General features: G+C 49.1%; 10 protein-coding genes. 9 read left to right on the forward strand and 1 reads right to left on the reverse strand.

Annotation, left to right across the window (positions count from 1 at the left end; all coding sequences use genetic code 11):
* Window positions 1-59: 59 nt before the first annotated feature.
* The 6 genes from KTE_RS42885 (at window position 60) to KTE_RS42910 (ending at window position 9,347) form a co-directional block, all read left to right on the forward strand.
* Window positions 60-1,436: a glycosyltransferase family 2 protein gene (locus KTE_RS42885; protein WP_201393009.1), complete on the forward strand. Its 1,377-nt coding sequence runs from the start codon at window positions 60-62 to the stop codon at window positions 1,434-1,436.
* A 4-nt stretch (window positions 1,437-1,440) separates the two neighbouring features.
* On the forward strand, window positions 1,441-2,463 hold the full coding sequence (locus KTE_RS42890; RefSeq protein ID WP_201393011.1) for a glycosyltransferase family 2 protein: 1,023 nt from the start codon (window positions 1,441-1,443) through the stop codon (window positions 2,461-2,463).
* A gap of 173 nt (window positions 2,464-2,636) precedes the next feature.
* A complete protein-coding gene (locus KTE_RS42895; protein WP_201393013.1) occupies window positions 2,637-4,484 on the forward strand; it encodes a lipopolysaccharide biosynthesis protein in 1,848 nt (615 codons plus the stop codon).
* Window positions 4,485-4,489: 5 nt separating this feature from the next.
* Window positions 4,490-6,415 carry a hypothetical protein gene (locus KTE_RS42900; RefSeq protein WP_201393015.1) on the forward strand — a complete coding sequence of 642 codons (1,926 nt, stop codon included), beginning with the start codon at window positions 4,490-4,492 and terminating at the stop codon, window positions 6,413-6,415.
* Window positions 6,412-7,704 (forward strand): hypothetical protein, encoded by a 1,293-nt coding sequence (locus KTE_RS42905; RefSeq protein ID WP_201393017.1) that lies wholly within the window; start codon window positions 6,412-6,414, stop codon window positions 7,702-7,704. Before KTE_RS42900 ends, KTE_RS42905 begins: the two co-directional genes overlap by 4 nt.
* A gap of 179 nt (window positions 7,705-7,883) precedes the next feature.
* Window positions 7,884-9,347 (forward strand): hypothetical protein, encoded by a 1,464-nt coding sequence (locus tag KTE_RS42910; RefSeq protein ID WP_201393019.1) that lies wholly within the window; start codon window positions 7,884-7,886, stop codon window positions 9,345-9,347.
* Between the two features lie 41 nt (window positions 9,348-9,388).
* On the opposite strand, the gene KTE_RS42915 is transcribed toward KTE_RS42910, so the two are convergent.
* On the reverse strand, window positions 9,389-9,751 hold the full coding sequence (locus KTE_RS42915; protein WP_201393021.1) for a cupin: 363 nt from the start codon (window positions 9,749-9,751) through the stop codon (window positions 9,389-9,391).
* A 366-nt stretch (window positions 9,752-10,117) separates the two neighbouring features.
* Here KTE_RS42915 and KTE_RS42920 point away from each other — a divergent pair, with 366 nt between their 5' ends.
* The 3 genes from KTE_RS42920 to KTE_RS42930 all read left to right on the forward strand — a co-directional run bounded on the left by KTE_RS42920 (window position 10,118) and on the right by KTE_RS42930 (window position 13,951).
* Window positions 10,118-12,517: a hypothetical protein gene (locus tag KTE_RS42920; protein WP_201393046.1), complete on the forward strand. Its 2,400-nt coding sequence runs from the start codon at window positions 10,118-10,120 to the stop codon at window positions 12,515-12,517.
* Window positions 12,517-13,287 carry a PKD domain-containing protein gene (locus KTE_RS42925; RefSeq protein WP_201393048.1) on the forward strand — a complete coding sequence of 257 codons (771 nt, stop codon included), beginning with the start codon at window positions 12,517-12,519 and terminating at the stop codon, window positions 13,285-13,287. The genes KTE_RS42920 and KTE_RS42925 overlap by 1 nt, the downstream gene beginning before the upstream one ends.
* A gap of 226 nt (window positions 13,288-13,513) precedes the next feature.
* The gene (locus KTE_RS42930; protein WP_201393050.1) at window positions 13,514-13,951 is read left to right on the forward strand and encodes a DUF4383 domain-containing protein; all 438 of its coding nucleotides are present in this window, start codon (window positions 13,514-13,516) and stop codon (window positions 13,949-13,951) included.
* Window positions 13,952-14,009 lie beyond the last annotated feature (58 nt).

A 14,009-nucleotide genomic window follows, 5' to 3' on the forward strand; every position in this document is an offset into this window, starting at 1 on the left:
TTATATTTGATCTTAAACAAATTGGATGCATTATCACTGATACACAAGGGTAAGAATATATGTTGTTGCTAACACGTCAGAAAGATGTCTTTAGAGAACATGAGAACACCTCTCTTGAGCAGGCTCCAGATCTCATGCCAATGCGTATTGCCAAGATCGAGCTGGAGCAAGCCCTCCCGAATATCTCCGCTGTTGATCCCAAGACCCAACGTCGCTATCAACGCGTACTGGCCGTCGTACGCCTGCACACCCAGCCCCTGGGCCTTGTCGAACTGCCCCTCTCCATAGAGGAGCTCGCTCCTGCTACCTATGCTCCCTTGCTTTGGAATGCCCTGAGCCACCAGATCAATGAGCATTGCCAACAAGACGGGTTGCCAGAGCTAAGCAAACTACCACTTCAGGGGCTGACCTCAGCTACGCCTCCTCGCTGTCTCGCCGAACGTGAAGCCTTTCTGGCCAGTTCCGATCTGCCCCTGATCAGCGTGATTATCCCAACCCATGATCGCCCCGAGACCCTTGCCTCCTGTCTGGAGGGCGTATTAGCTCAGCATTATCCACGCTTTGAGGTTATTATTGTTGATAACGCTCCAAGTACAAATGCGACAGAACAGTTTCTCACTCAAACCTATGGCACACATTCCCAGGTGCGCTATCTGCGCGAAGAGCGTCCTGGCGCTAGCTGGGCGCGTAATTGTGGCATTGCGGCAGCCCAGGGCGAAATCCTGGCCTTTACCGATGACGATGTGGTGCTTGATCCCTACTGGCTTGTCGAGCTCGTACGTGGCTTTCGCCAGGCAGAGAAAGTGGCCTGCGTCACCGGCCTGGTCCTCCCCCTTGAGCTGGAGCAGCCCGCACAGTTCTGGTTTGAGCAGTATGCTGGCTTTGCTAAGGGCTTTCAACGTCGCATCTTCGATATGGCTGAGCATCACCCACATATGCCACTGCATCCTTATATTGCTGGCCGCTTTGGCACGGGTGCTAGCATGGCATTTACGGCTTCCTTCCTCCGCAGCATTAATGGTTTCGATCCCGCTCTAGGCGGTCTCGGTCCATCCAAAAATGGACAGGATATCTCAGTTTTTTTCGAAGTAATGATGCATGGCTATCGCCTGGTTTATGAACCTCGTGCCTTGCTCTACCACCTGCACCGCCGTGATTATTCTGGCTTGCGCAGGCAGCTTTATGGCTATAGCGTAGGATTTACGGCTCACCTGACCAAATGCATCTGGGATCGCCCACTCCTTCTTTTTGATCTCTTGCCTCAACTAGTTTCCAGTTTTTTCTTCGCCTTTCTCAATCGCTCAGCAAGAAATCGTTTGCAACAAAACAGTTATCCGAAAGAGTTGAAACAACTTGAATTAAAAGGTATGCTTTTTGGACCCCTGGCCTACTGGCAGAGTCGTAGGATAACAGGCAAAACCTGGAAGAAGGCATAGCATCATGATCCAAGATACTATACAAGCAGAGACATCCGATATTAGTGTTATTATTTGCGCCTATACAGAGAGGCGCTGGGACGACCTGGCAGCTGCTGTATCTTCTGTACAGCAACAAACCTTACCAGCCCGAGAAATCATAGTTGTGATTGATCACAATCCGCAATTGTTTAACAAAGCACAAGCAGATTTGACAGGAATTGCTGTCATCCAAAATCAAGAAGAACGTGGATTATCTGGAGCACGCAACAGCGGAGTTGCCATTGCCCAAGGTCAATTTATCGCTTTTCTAGATGATGATGCTCTAGCAGACGCAAACTGGTTGATGCTCTTCCAACAGGTCTTGCAAGACCCACATATTCTGGGTGTTGGCGGATCTGTCGTTCCGCTGTGGGTAGACCATAACCCCTCCTGGTTACCAGAGGAATTTTACTGGGTTGTGGGTTGTACCTATCTAGGTATGCCTCAAAACAACGCGCCAATTCGTAACCCAATCGGAGCAAGCATGTGCCTGCGTCGTGAAGTATTTGAAAGTGTTGGAGGTTTCCGTAGTGGCATTGGACGTGTAGGCACACGCCCAATTGGCTGCGAAGAGACTGAGCTATGTATTCGTGCAAGCCAGCACTGGCCTGTGCGTCAATTCTTTTATCAGCCCCAGGCTAGGGTTCAACATCGTGTTCCGGGTCAACGCGCACAGTGGAGCTATTTCTGGTCGCGCTGCTACGCAGAGGGCATTTCAAAAGCATTTATAACACGCTACGTGGGAACAAAAGATGCGCTCTCGTCTGAGAACACCTATACATTTCATACTTTACCCCGGGGTGTAACACGTAATATAAAGTCTGTATTTACACAACATAATCCAGGTGGCCTTCTAAAGGCAATAGCTATCATTACTGGACTAGGAGTGACAGCAGGAGGATACATAATAGGAAGACTTTTTTCACGCAAAAATGAACAGGAGCAAAGTAAGCAAATACTAGCTGTACACGACAGGCAAGAAGGAGATCCTACCCCTGTACTATAGTACTTACTGTGTATGCAATATCCCCTACCCCTGGTTTATGCTTATATATGGATTTATAAAAGTAATTCAAAGCCAGAATAGCCGCCTATAGAAGAAATCTGGGCGCGAGAATGCTCACCACAACAGTGGTGTTAAATTTCGCCGAAGAATAAGTCGTTGCGGGAGTTTCGTTGGTGATAACGCCTATCTTTCAATGGGTCAAAAAAAATAAAGCCATATTATTTAATACCGGTTCACTGATTGGCACGATGGTTGTTACATCATTGCTAGGCTTTGCCTACTGGTGGGTAGCAGCTCGATTGTTTAGACCAGAAGCCGTGGGTCTCGCCTCGGCGGCAACCTCAACCATGATGCTGATCTCCTCATTCTGTATGATGGGTTTGGGAACTCTGCTCATCACCGAAATTCCCCGTAATAAGGGCAATGAGGGACCACTCATTAGTACAGCTCTTCTGCTGGTAGGAGGCGTTGGCTTTGTAGCTGGAGTCATCTTTGCTCTGCTCGCACCTTTTATTTCTCCCGCACTCCGACCCATAGGTGCAGGCATACAAAATATTGTGCTCTTCGGTGCTAGTATTAGCATCACTGTGATTACCATAGTCATTGACCAGGCAGTGATCGGGCTTCTCCAGGGAGGATTACAGTTCTGGCGCAATACTATCTTCTCAATCGTCAAACTTATCGCCCTCTATCTCCTCGCTATTTGGCTCAACGATAAAATTGGTATGTCTATCTATGCAACCTGGACGCTAGGCAACATCATCTCGCTCATACCGCTGATATTCCTGGCTGTATGGAAAAATCGTACCAGGCTAGGTAGCCTTTTGCCTCGTTGGTATGTGCTGCGCAAGCTAGGAGGAGCGGCAATCCAGCACCATATCTTAAACCTGATACTTCAGGCACCAACCCAGGTCTTGCCTGTACTCGTTACTGTACTGCTCTCGCCAGCAATGAATGCCTGGTTCTATGTCTCATCCATGCTCGCCAATTTCGTGTTTTCTATCGCGGCCTCACTCACCACTGTGCTGCATGCAACGAACGCGGCCCAGACAACTACGCTTTCACAGAAGACACGCCTGACGGTAGGCATCTCAGCTCTCACAGGTGTCGTCACCAGTGGCGTCCTGGTGCTCGCAGCGAACCTGGTTCTCAGTTTTTTTGGTCACAGCTATGCAGCGAACGCTGCATGGCCTCTGCGCATCCTGGCCCTGGCCGCTTTTCCGCTTATCATTAAAAACCATCATATCGCTATTCGCCGCATCAAAGACGAGATCACCAACTCGATGTTGCCCATTATACTAGGAAGCATTCTCGAACTGATGCTGGCGACACTAGGCGCATGTTTAGGGGGATCTAGCCTGAGTCATGGGTGGCTGGTAGCACTAAGCGCACATTTGGTAGGCTGGCCGGGACTGAGCCTTAGATGGGCAATGGCACTAGGCGCACATTTAGGGGGGTTAACCGGCCTGAGCCTGGGGTGGGTCGCGGCTCTAAGTGTTGAAGCCATTTTTATGGCCCCCCTCGTCTTCAAAACGATTCGCGGGACTGATACGGTCGCCAATACCATCAGTAGCGTTGTAGACGCCGATACCATGATCCTACGAGCCATACGCCCACAAACCATTACCGATTCGCTGGGGAACTTCATTGATACGCCAACGCAGCAGCTAGCCACTATCATGGGACTGGATTCGCCTACTGACACCATCAAAACACTGACATTCATTGATGCACCGACCATAAAAATGAATAGAATCCAGATCGAAGAGCAGCACACTATGCGGCTACCAAAGATAGAGAAACAGCAGCCACCTGTTACACCCAGACGATATGTCGTTCCAGATACGCCCGCGCCTTTAGCCAGATCCATCAAACGGCCAAAGTTGGAACCAATAACTATGGGAATGCGAGCCCTGAAGATTATAAGGACGCCCTCTAATAATGATGAAGGACCAAATCAGGTAGAGCAAGAGCACATTGTGAACCAGGCCTTTAGCCGGAATAGAAATGATGAATATTAAGAACAATGAATAAAGGAATTACCATATCACAAGCTCAGGGCGGTCTAAAAATACCGCTTCTCATAGATATCGTCTGCCTGCTACTACCACTAGGCGCTTTTGTCCTCTGGTATAGCTCACTAGGTAATGTAGCGATAAATATATCACGGATGAATGACCTGGGGTTGGTTTCTATCATGCCACCCACCTTGATCATCGCTTTGCTGGTCATGATGGTGAGCTTCTGTCTAACACTACAACAGTCACGCCTGCGTATGCCCATTGTGCTGTTGCATTTTGCGCTTTTGATCTTTATGCTGTATGCTCTCTGCATCCTTGTAGAGGAGGCACCACGCTTTGCGATTGTGTACCGTCATGCAGGATACACAGAGTATATTATGCGTACCGGGACGGTTGATCCCGGCCTGGATGCTTATTTTAGCTGGCCTGGTTTCTTTATTTTAAGTGCTTTCGTAACGCGAATCTCTGGCTACCCCGATATCCTGGGTTACGCTAGCTGGGCGCCTGTTTTTTATAACGTGCTCTATCTTGGTGCTCTATACATGCTCTTTAGCACATTTACGAGCAATAAACGTTTGATCTACCTGGCTTTATGGTTCTTTTGCATCACCAACTGGATCGGCCAGGATTATTTCTCACCACAGGGCTTCTTCTTCTTCTCCTACATCGTTATTCTAGCCATCATCTTAAAATGGTTTAAAGCGCCACCTGGTACGCCCATTCGTCCCCTCGGTCCTCGTTTAAGTCGTATACGTTTCTTGCCCCAAGTCTATACCTGGCTCACAGCGCCCAACTCACTAAATACTCCTGCTATTTCACGAGCCAAAAGCATTGCGCTACTCATCAGCATGCTCACTATTTTTGCCTTCTCTGTCTATGGACATCAATTGACGCCTTTTTTCATCGTGGCAAGCGTTACTGGCCTTATCGTCTTTCGTCGCTGTACACCCAAAATCTGGTGGCTACCTATCGCAATGATAATCATGATAGGGGCTTGGCTCATTCTTATGACCCAGTCATTTCTATCTGGACATATGAGCCAGGTTTTCGGAGGAATTGTCGATATTTTCTCTTCCGTCTCCTCCAATGTCTCAAATCGCGTGGGAGGAAGTCCTCAGCACACCTTTGTTGCACGCCTACGTCTCATCATGACGGCTTTTGTCTGGGGATTAGCTGGTATAGGGGCGATTTTCCGTCTTCTTAAGGGTCATAAAGATGCCTCGATCATCATTCTAGCCCTGGCCCCATTTCCATTATTCATGATTCAACCCTATGGTGGAGAAATGCTGTTACGCTGCTATCTCTTTGCATTGCCACCTATGGTCTTTCTTGCGGCTTCAATATTTTATGAGCTACCAACGCTTCCAACATTCCTGGCATTCCTATCACCACTTGTATCACGGCTCACAGCACTCCTGGCTACTATAAAGCTCCCCTGGCAAGGCATAGCAATCGCGGGCATAAATATCATCTTGCTAAGCAGTTTCCTCTACACCCGCTATGGCAATGAGAATATGGATTACAAGACATACGATGAGATAAATGGTGTCTACAAGCTCTATAGTATAGCTCAACCCGGTTCGCTCTTAGTTGCTGGTTGGGACGGAACACCATGGCAGATTAAAGATTTTGAAAAGTATCCACTCACCTCTCTCGATAGCACCGATAAACTAGGTGATGCAGTATACAACTTAAATGTTGCTTACGTTGTCCAATATATGCAAAACCAGAAGGGGCAACAAAGTCAACAAATCTACTTTATCTTCACACGCAGTCAGAAAGCCTGGTTTAACTCCATGTCGGGTTTCCCTCCTGGCGCACTTGATAAATTTGAGAACGCCGTGGCCTCATCAGGTGACTTTAATCTGGTATATCATAGTCAGGATGTGCAAATATTCCAGCTTGCCAGTGCCGCTGGAGGGAAACTATGAAAATGCGTTTACCCTGGCTGTGGCCTGCCATAATTATTCTTTGTGCCCTTGCGGCTTGTATCGTCACATATGTGATCCCCGATGCTCAAATTAGAGCTGTCACCGTCATGAGTTTTCTCTTTATTTGCCCTGGCATGGCGCTGGTACGTTTCCTTCGCCTCAATGATGTTGTCACGGAATGGATCATGGCTTTTTCTTTGAGCTTTGCCATTGATGCCATAGTAGGAGGCATATTTTTATACACAGGCCACTGGTCGCTTTCTGGTGTTCTCATTACCTTGTTAGTTATTAGTCTTATGGGAGCAGCAGGGCAACTCGTAATTCTACATCCCGTGGTGGCGCAACGCCTGAGCGTGTTGTCCATTTTCAAAATGCCAGAAGATATAACTGACAGCGAGACGATGGCCCTACCAAAAATATCGCTCGCAGGTCATACAGGCAAAGCGGTAAGTATTGAAAATCAGCAGACAGCCTATTTGCCCAGCTATAAACTTACATCTGGCACAAATCAAATCAGAGATGTAATCGAGACAGATACCGTACAAATGCCCTCAGCCATACGCAACACACCTGCTCAAGAAGATATTGCTGATCATGATACAACATATATAAATGCACTTGAACACATAAATGCAAATGACTTACCAGATATAACTGACGAGTCACAAAGCAGCATAGAGGCCATTGAAGAGAAGGCAACTGTACATGTTCCCAGTATTAGTATTTCTTATTCCCCTGTACCTCTAGCGAAACCAATCACTGATAAACAACCTTTAGAGGAACAAGAAACACAGCAACTAAGCACCAACACCACCCAAGAAAAAGACATCCTTGAGCAGCAAGACATTACACCTATCCCAGAGGCTTCACCCTCTTCGGCTGACAAAGAACAAGTCATTGAGGAGCAAGACATTGCCCCTATCCCAGAGATTTCATCCTCTTCGGCTGACGATGAACAAGCCATTGAGGAGAAAGAAACTGTCAACATTCCATCAGTACAGGTGCCTGAGCCTGATCTGATAGTGGAACAAACACCAGTCAATTCGCCAACTTCAGAGAAAGAACAAGAGGAACAGGAGGAGAAAGAGCCGGTCATTATTGCAGCAAAACCAGAACCTTCCAAGGAACCACAGAAAAAAGAAAAAACTCTTTCTGCCAGAACAATAATTCCACACACCAATCCTCACAAAGCAATCGTTCAGGAGCCTACTACAAAAAATGTTTTGAGGAAGAAGCGTCTCACTAAAGAAGCCTTAAAGCGAGAGGTCTCAGAGCAAGACAACATTTGATTGCAGGCGAATTCTGTTTAACTACTTTTTACTTATGCTTTTAGCAATTTTAAAAATAAGCTTTTAAAGCAAAGAAGGTAGGAACAGGCCAATGTGTTTTTTATGCAGAAACACATTATAATACAACTTGGAAGGAAAGCGTTGCCAGAAAACTTAGTTTTTTAGAAGGTTAACACGAGATGAGTAGGGAAAAGCAGTATAACCGTAGGCAAGTTTTGGGGGTTGCGCTTGCAGCTTTAAGCAGTTTTCTGCTCCTCTTTACCTCTGATGAACAGATGGCTTTCTCCTCTCTAGCTCCTACACCGGATATGCCACCCGATACGACTCTGCATATCGCAACAACATCTCAGCAAACTAGCGCCTTTACTCTGGGCATGAGCGATGTTGACACGAACCTTATCTATCCACAATCCTCTGAGCAGGCTTCACAGATCAAGCACTTATTAGCGCAAAGCAGCTCTTTCACGAACATCCATATCATGGGCTGGGGAGCGGATGATCCCTGGCCAGATCCAGCGCAGCCAGAACCCACAAACTGGACCACACTGGATAAGAAGCTGCAAATCGCACTTGATACCGGGACGACGCCTGTGCTTACCCTGTGTGAAGCGCCTTGGTGGATGAAGGGGCGCCTGAATGCCGATGGCTCGACGACACGTCTCACCAGAGACGATGACTTTGCCGATATTACTTACGATGCACGCATCTTAGATAATCATATGTCTGATTGGTTACACCTTGTGCAAAGAATCGCGGAACGTTATATGGCGCCCCCCTACAATGTACGCTATTTTCAGGTCTGGAATGAGCTTAAAGGCTATTACAATCCAATAACCAATAATTGGGATGGCGGGAAGTCACAGGGAGATCCCACAGGGGATAACGCGCGTCACGGCTATACCTACATGTATAACCAGGTCTACACAACCTTGAAGCAAGTTGCTCAAGGACAGGGCATAGACCCTCCACAGGTAAAGGTTGGTGGCCCCTATGTGGTGATGGATAGCTGGGCCTCAACCAACGCCCCTGATCGTTCCAACGTCAAAGATCAGTATGGAGCACTTGACCGGAGAAGCCTCAATGTCGTCGCAACGTGGCTCGCTGAGAAGCTTGGAGGTGATTTCCTTACCATTGATGGCGGCAATGTTAATAAAGATCAGACCAATCTTACCGACCCCTTTACCGCCACAGAGAAATTCGCTGACGTCGTACAGTGGATTCGCTCGCTTAATCCCCATACACATCCTGGGGCGACGACCCTCCCTATCTGGTGGGCCGAATGGTATGCAATCCCTTTCGCAACAGAGAACAATCCAGACTATAATAATGCCCTCAAAACCTACACCTTGCTCCAGTTTATTAATTCTGGAGTAAGTGTCGCGCTAGCATGGGGCTATGACGATCTGTGGTACGCTAACCCAGCAACACCGGGCCCCTGGTATGGGAGTGCCAAAGCCATCAAGGAGCATTTCTCCGCTGGAACCCCTCTCTATAAGACAAGCTCAACATCACAAGATATTGTCGCGCTCGCATCCAAAAGCAGCGTGCTCATTATCAACAAATCATTGTTGCCGCACGTGGTTGATGTGAAAGGCAAACATATCCCGCTTCGATCTTTCCAGGTCGTTGTGGTCAACCGGTAAAGCGAGGCACTTTCTACAGCTTAAAGTGCCTCTTTTCTCTGCTAGAGCACATCTATTTTAGTGCGCTCAGGGCGGAAGGCTGGCATGCAGAGCGACCAGTATTCGCACCCCTCGCCCTGGCTGGCATTGCTATAGGTAACACGCGTGCCACGCTCGACCAGGCAGGTCTCGCCGGGCGCGACCTTCAGGTGCTCTCCCTCGGCCTCTACTGCAAGCACACCGCGCACGACAATGACGACTTCATCGAAGTCCGCTACCTGGGCTGGCTCGCACCAGGCCGCGGGCGCCAACATATGCGCCAGGCTAAATCCATCATGCTGGCTGTGTAAAGCACCAAAATGCTCGTCGATGATTTTCCCGTCTTCACGTGGGAAGATGCTCCCGTGCTCTACTTTATGTAACATAGGTGCTATTCCTCTCTTTGCTTTTTTATTGATTATACGATACTTCTCAGCGCCTGTGGCGCTTCGCGAGTTGGTGGGGTATCGTGGCCGTCGCTGACGCGACGGCCACGATACCCCACCAACTCGGTTCACTTTGCTTGTAGATACCCCACCAGTTCGGTTCGCTTTGCTTGTAGATACCCCACCAATTCAGCTCGCCTTACTTGTAAAGACAAATATGTGAGTTATTTCACACTTTATACAGCAAACACCTTTTTTCCTTGATTGACCCCAACGGCTCTGTTATAATTAGGGCGCTTAAATGCATTGCTTTCAATATAGTACTTACATGCAAAAACATTAGGAATGTAAGGTGGTATTATTGCTATGTTTTGCCCCCAATGTGGCGGAGAAACGCTACCAAATGGATTATTCTGCAATTATTGTGGAACGCGATTACCCACACCAGAGCGTACCTCGAAAGAGGATGTAGAGGATGATAAGACGGTACGCGTCAATACCCAACCTGGTGCCAGCGAAGCTGAAAACAAGGTTTCCAGCCAATCAGCACAGACAACCACTATTCAGGCTCAGTCACCTGTTGAGGATACGCCTACAATCAACACGACCAGGCCGATCAATACATCTTCTCCACAGGTTACACCTGCCTCATCCCAGCCTTTAACAAGCGGCATCTATCCCTCACATCCATCCGCGCCAACAATGCCGGGCGGATTTTCGGGTGCCTATCCTCCTGTACCACAGGCTCAGACGCCGCTACAGAGCAATCCAAATTATTTTCAGTCAGGTGTTCAGACCACGCTTCCTCCACAGGCGGCTTCGGGCGCCAATTATGCTTTGTCTCCCTATCCAACACAGGCAGGAGCACCAGTCCAACCCCGGCAGCCTCTGATTATTGTGCTGCCAGAGCGACCCAACTGGGCACAAAAGCTTAATATTCGTCTCTTCCAGCCCTACCTGGCCAGCAACGCCATTTTCGGTATCATCCTGGGTGCGCTGGTCTCGACTCTACTCGGCATGCTCTGCTTTTTCTGCATTATCAGCCTGCTAAGCAATGCTATACCGGAAAACATTTCCCGGCAGTACTATAATGCGTCTGGCAACACTCAAAAATCAAACGGTGGAGAGTTTACTGCTGGCAATCTGCTCCAGTTTCTACCACTACAGAGTCCTTTCCGCGATACCGCTGAATTATTCTTGATCTCCCAAAACACACAAACGACTCTGCAAGATACCTTTCCTGGCGGTTCGAACGGGACGGTTACTACCTACACTGAGACGATGACCTCGCCCTTCCATGGCCTCCTGCTACTCCAGGCTCTACTACTGGCATTGGGGGGCTATATCGCGGCCAGCACAGACTTCCGCAATAGACGTGGCGCTTCCCTGGTACGAGGCATGGCCATTGCTATCCCTTATACCGTCCTGCTCTTCCTGCTCGCAACCCAGGTCAACGGAAATATCCCTCTGGCGACCAGTACTTCTGCGACACAACAGAGTACTTCCACGTTCTCCGTCGATAGTACAACTCTGCTCCTATATGGTCTGCTGTGGGGAGCAGTCTTTGGCCTTGTGGGCGCTGCAATCAAGCTGGGGCAGGGACAGATGCGCCATCACCTGCATCGCTATCTGTATACTCAGAGACATCCCCAGCTAACCGGTATCGTTACTGGTGGCCTGAGCGCGCTCCTGCTGGGACTCTCCCTGGCTTTGATCTTTGGCTATAGCTTGTATTCACAGATCAATCATTATGCCCTCAATAGCTCCATCCCCGACGTAATTCTGAATTCAAACACGCCCACAGATCCAAATACTGGACCACTCCAGGCAGTGGCAATTTTTGTACAGGGACTGACACGAGCCGTTGGCCTTCTCGCCTATGCCTGTGGTATTCCTCTTGTTGTCCAGCACGCTAAGGGACAAGATGGCTACTTTAATGCAGAGCCAGGCTCCTACCAGGTATGGAAACAGCTTGGCATGGGAGTTCTGGCGCATCCCTGGGTCTTCGTGCTGCTGCTGGTGCCTATCGTGGCGCTCTTCCTGGGCGGACGAGTAAGTGTAGCGATCTCACGCGTGCGTGGTGTCGGACCTGGTGCCATCCAGGGCGCGCTTATCGCGCTCCCCTTTACCGCCTTGCTGCTGCTCTTAACTGCGATTAATACCAATAGCATAACCCAGTTCTCTACAGCCAATATAGCCAGCACGAGCACTATCTCTATTGGGACACAGGCAGGAGATGTGTTGCTCTGGGGCCTGGTCAGCGGGGTACTCCTGGGGGCACTCGGTGGAGCCTACCAGAATAGCGGCTTACGCTCGGTCATAAGTAGGGTGCTTGGCCTCCTGATTAAACCAGTCACGCTCCTCTTTACCCCACTCTATATCTTCTTCGATCTGCTCCTGGGGCGTCCTCGACAGCTGAAGCGGAGTAGCGCCTATGTACTGCTCTATACAGCGCTGATTGTGGCGATTGTGCTGGGTATGCTCTCTCTCTTCGTTGGATTGATGCTGATTCAACAGGCTCAGGTGCTTACCCGCGAGCAGAGCGAGAATTTCCGCAATGTTATGATGCTCTTATTGATCGCTCTGCCTGGTATCTTGCTTGTCAGTTCGGCAGCAGCGGCCCTGGCTCACGACCCGCTATTGCCCTACTTTGCGTCACTTCAGGGGAAAACTGGAGCGCAACCTCAACCTCAACCTCCGATGACGCCGCCAGCTGAAGCATCACAGCCGCTTACAGAATCAAACATTCAGGGAGGGAACGCATAATGCAGCCTGGTACCACCATCCCTACATTTACACCCACAAATTCAGGCTTTTATCCACTGCCAGCGGGATTGAGCACACGGCGACGCATTGCGCTGGTACTCACCATTCTGGTGATCATTGCGATCCTGGCTGCCAGCTTGATCTGGCTCTCCTGGTCAGGCCAGCAAGGATTGGAACTGGGATATCCCCAGCCAGTCGTACACATCAATCAATTGGCGGCGCAAACCTACCATACGCAAGACGAAATTCAATTTAGCGCCCAGGGCACTGGACGCGATTTGAAATACACCTGGACCTTCGACGATACGAGCTCCGCGAACACCAGCGATACCTCAAACACCAGTAGCAGTGGAACCAATGTCGTAAATAAAGAAGGCCAGAACGTTAACTTTGTCTTTACAAGCGTAGGCTCACACAACGTCACAGTGACCGTAACCGATCCGCTAGGGCATACGAGCCAGGATAAAATGTCTGTTCCCATCTATCCACCCAAACCAATAGTCACCTTAACAGTAGATAGCTCTTCCTTCTATACATACGTTTACTTCCGCGTTGATACCTCGAATATTGATGAGAGTACATCAATTGCTAGCTGCACCTGGGACTTTGGCGATGGCACAGTCGAGGACGATACTAATTCTTATAACTGTACTTCAAATTCACACAGCTATAGTAAAGGCGGAACCTATACAGTAAAACTCGTGGTCACCGATACTTTCGGCCAGAAAAGCGACCCGGCCACGCAGACTGTCCAAGTTCAGGATTCTTAACGCCCTTTTACACAAACTTGATAATTGAAGCATCCAAGAAAGAGGTGTGTGCATGGGAAATCGGGCAATGCCCGATTTCCCATGCACACACCTCTTTCTCCCTACACACCGCAGGCACGAAAGTTCAGATACCCACGCTTGCTTTATCCGCTAGCACATACTAAAATAGATTTATACACCTCTTCTATGGTCTGCCTGCTCAGTTGCCACAAAAGGAGGCGCGGATATGCCCTGGACAGTCAATCGCTACTTCACCCTGGCTATCGCGATTATATTCCTCATCGTAGGCACCACTGGTATTGCGTACTCCGCAGATATGCAAACAGGACACATGCTCATCTTCGATGTCGATGTTGTACACAATATGATGCACTTCCTGACCGGAGTGGTAGCTATGGTCGTGGCTATTATGGGTCCCACATGGTCTAGGACCTTTAACCGTACGATAGGCGTGATCTATCTCCTGGTAGGGCTTCTCGGCCTGGCCTATCCCGTTCTCTACTTCGATGGTCGCCTGCTGGGCATTATGCATGCCAATCTGGAGGATCATATCCTCCATCTCTTACTCGGCATTATCTCCCTGGCCATTGGCTTTGCCGCCGAACGCCTACCCGGCGTGGCAACAACCTCGCCACCCGAAGCCTCCATTCAGGATGCTGGCTAAACGGTTGCTACACGCTCTTAAACAAGACAACTGCCTGGCACTTTGTGCTATAGGCAGT

The organism is Ktedonobacter sp. SOSP1-85 (assembly GCF_016587415.1).
Classification (GTDB): domain Bacteria; phylum Chloroflexota; class Ktedonobacteria; order Ktedonobacterales; family Ktedonobacteraceae; genus Ktedonobacter.

Coding starts and splice junctions, on each gene's coding strand:
- KTE_RS42885 (WP_201393009.1), top strand. CDS start 60: ATGTTGTTGCTAACACGTCAGAAAGATGTCTTTAGAGAACATGAGAAC.
- KTE_RS42910 (WP_201393019.1), top strand. CDS start 7,884: ATGAGTAGGGAAAAGCAGTATAACCGTAGGCAAGTTTTGGGGGTTGCG.
- KTE_RS42930 (WP_201393050.1), top strand. CDS start 13,514: ATGCCCTGGACAGTCAATCGCTACTTCACCCTGGCTATCGCGATTATA.
- KTE_RS42915 (WP_201393021.1), bottom strand. CDS start 9,751: ATGTTACATAAAGTAGAGCACGGGAGCATCTTCCCACGTGAAGACGGG.
- KTE_RS42925 (WP_201393048.1), top strand. CDS start 12,517: ATGCAGCCTGGTACCACCATCCCTACATTTACACCCACAAATTCAGGC.
- KTE_RS42920 (WP_201393046.1), top strand. CDS start 10,118: ATGTTTTGCCCCCAATGTGGCGGAGAAACGCTACCAAATGGATTATTC.
- KTE_RS42900 (WP_201393015.1), top strand. CDS start 4,490: ATGAATAAAGGAATTACCATATCACAAGCTCAGGGCGGTCTAAAAATA.
- KTE_RS42905 (WP_201393017.1), top strand. CDS start 6,412: ATGAAAATGCGTTTACCCTGGCTGTGGCCTGCCATAATTATTCTTTGT.
- KTE_RS42890 (WP_201393011.1), top strand. CDS start 1,441: ATGATCCAAGATACTATACAAGCAGAGACATCCGATATTAGTGTTATT.